The organism is Polaromonas sp. P1_G2 (genome assembly GCF_056405515.1).
On sequence record NZ_JBFUBY010000403.1, the window covers coordinates 1 to 2,652 of the forward strand.

3 protein-coding genes are annotated in these 2,652 nt (G+C 62.5%); all 3 read right to left on the bottom strand.

Annotated features, from left to right (window positions below):
• Positions 1 to 200 precede the first annotated feature (200 nt).
• Positions 201 to 827 (bottom strand): 3'-5' exonuclease, encoded by a 627-nt coding sequence (locus AC1D0P_RS24260; protein WP_477679073.1) that lies wholly within the window; start codon positions 825 to 827, stop codon positions 201 to 203.
• Positions 828 to 970: 143 nt separating this feature from the next.
• Complete coding sequence (locus tag AC1D0P_RS24265; protein ID WP_477679074.1) at positions 971 to 1,249, bottom strand: DUF3297 family protein; 279 nt, start codon at positions 1,247 to 1,249, stop codon at positions 971 to 973.
• Between the two features lie 32 nt (positions 1,250 to 1,281).
• Positions 1,282 to 2,652 (bottom strand): toprim domain-containing protein (locus AC1D0P_RS24270; protein ID WP_477679075.1); only part of this gene is annotated, 1,371 nt, incomplete at its 5' end.

The following is a 2,652-nucleotide window of genomic DNA, read 5'->3' on the forward strand; positions in this document are numbered from 1 at the left end:
GGCTCATTCCAATTTCGGCATTGGCAAAATCAGGTGCTCATCACGCCGCTGAGCGTATTAGCCCACGCCTTCACGTCAACCGTCTGCGGACGACCTTCTGCGGCTTAGGCTCAAAGGAAAAGCGCTTGATTACGCATAACCATCGCATASTAATCCATAGCCCCTAGAGCTCACAAGCTATCTCATCCAGACGCCAATATTCACGTATCGGCGTACCTAGCCATCAACGCCCCCACCCCCGGCTTGGCACACCGCTGCAACGCCAGCAACAAACCATGGTCAGGCCTGGCCACCCGGTGTCGGCTGCGCAAGTCATCCTGGATCTGCCCCAACAAGGATGCCGCCATCTCCGCATCGGCCATGGCCCTGTGGGCGCGGCCGGCTTTGGGCAGGCGGTGGTAGTCGATCAGCACGCCTAGCTTGTGGCTGGSCGCCTGGGGGTACAGCCTTCTGGCGACCAGCATGGTGCAGGCAAAGGGTTGGCTGGCTGCCTTCTCCCCTGCCAGGCCCAGCTCGGCTTCCCAGAAGCGGCGGTCAAAAGAAGCGTTGTGGGCCACCATGGGGGCGTTAGCGACAAAGCGGCTGGCTTCCCTCATCACGGTATCGGCCGCGGGTGCGGCGGCGACCATGGCGTTGCTGATGCCGGTCAGGCTTTCGACAAAGGACGGGATGTAGCGCCCGGCGTTCATGAGGCTCTGGAAGCTGTCGACCACTTTGCCGCTGGCCTGGTCCACCAGCACGATGGCGATTTCCGTCGCACGGTCGCCCATCGCCGGCGAGAGGCCTGTGGTTTCGAAGTCGATGACGGCGATGCAGTTGCTGCTCATAGCTTGCCGTCGTTGTGTTTGTTGTTGTTCATGCAAAGAAAAACACCATGAATGGACTCATGTGAGAGCTCACTCATGGTGTTCATCAAGGTCCGATCAGCGAATGCACCGAGCGGGCCAGGCCTTGTTGTTCGCTTACCTACTTATTTATAAAACGACTCGACCTTGCCTTTGAGCTTGATCATGAAGGGGTTGCCTTTGCGGTCGACCTTGTTGCCGACGGGGACCTTGATCCAGCCTTCGCTGATGCAGTATTCGGCGACGTCAAAACGTTCTTTGTCGTTAAAGCGTATGCCGACGTCGTGTTCGAAGATGGCTTTGACGAAATGCGGGCTGCGCTCGTCGGTCGAGAGGTGGTCGGGCAGCGCCGGGCGTTCGGTGGATGCTGCTGCTGCAGTTGCTGTTGTGATTTCTTCGGTCATGGGTATCAAAAGGCTGGTTGGCGTTTGTTGGCTTAAACGTCGATGTTGGCGGCGCGCAGCGCGTTCTGCTCAATGAACTCGCGGCGCGGCTCGACCTCGTCGCCCATCAGCATGGTGAAGACGCGGTCGGCTTCGATGGCGTCGTCGATCTGCACGCGTAGCAGGCGGCGCACGGTCGGGTCCATGGTGGTTTCCCAGAGCTGGGCGGGGTTCATCTCGCCCAGGCCTTTGTAGCGCTGGCGTGCCGTGGCGTTTTCGGCCTGGCCGATGAGCCATGCCATGGCCTGGCGGAAGTCGCTGATCTTTTCTTCCTTCTGGCGTTCGCCTTCGCCGCGCATAACTTTCGCGCCTTCGCTGATCAGGCCGCGGAAGGTGGCGGCGGCTTCGGCCAGGGTGGCGTAGTCGGCGCCGTGCACAAAGTCTTGTGTCAGCACGCTGCTCTTGACGTTGCCGTGGTGGCGGCGGCTGATGCGCAGGATGGGCTTGTCGTTGCGGGTGTCGAACTCGCCGGCCACTTCGGCGGGCGTGCCGGTGGTGTTGAGTTCACGCAGCTTGGCCTGCAGGGCGACGGCGGAAACTTCAGCGTCGGCCACGGTGTCGAGGTTCAGGCTCACGCCGTCGGCGATGGCGCGCAGGGCTTCGGCATCCATAAAGCCGCGCAGGCGAGCAATGACGGATTCGGCGAGCTGGTGTTTGCGGGCCAGCTCGGCCAGGGTGTCGCCGGTGAGGGTGGATTTTTCGTCGGGGCCGGTCTGCACGCTGGCGTCCTTGAGGGCGATGCGCAGCAGGAAGCCGTCGAGGGCGGCCGTGTCCTTGAGGTACTGCTCTTCTTTGCCGGCCTTGACCTTGTAGAGGGGCGGCTGGGCGATGTAGATGTGGCCGCGCTCGACGAGCTCGGGCATCTGGCGGTAGAAGAAGGTCAGCAGCAGCGTGCGGATGTGGGCGCCGTCAACGTCGGCGTCGGTCATGATGATGATGCGGTGGTAGCGCAGCTTGGCAACGTTGAAGTCGTCGGTGCCGGCCGTGCCGCCGACGCCGCCGGCCTTGCCGATGCCGGTGCCCAAGGCGGTGATCAGCGTCAGGATTTCATTGCTGGTCAGCAGCTTTTCATAGCGGGCTTTTTCGACGTTGAGGATCTTGCCGCGCAGGGGCAGGATGGCCTGGAACTTACGGTCGCGGCCCTGCTTGGCGGAGCCGCCGGCGGAGTCACCCTCGACCAGGTAGATCTCGCACATGGCGGGGTCTTTTTCCTGGCAGTCGGCGAGCTTGCCGGGCAGGCCCATGCCGTCGAGCACGCCTTTGCGGCGCGTCATGTCGCGGGCCTTGCGCGCGGCTTCGCGGGCACGCGCGGCTTCGATGATCTTGCCGACGATGATCTTGGCGTCGTTGGGGCGTTCCTGCAG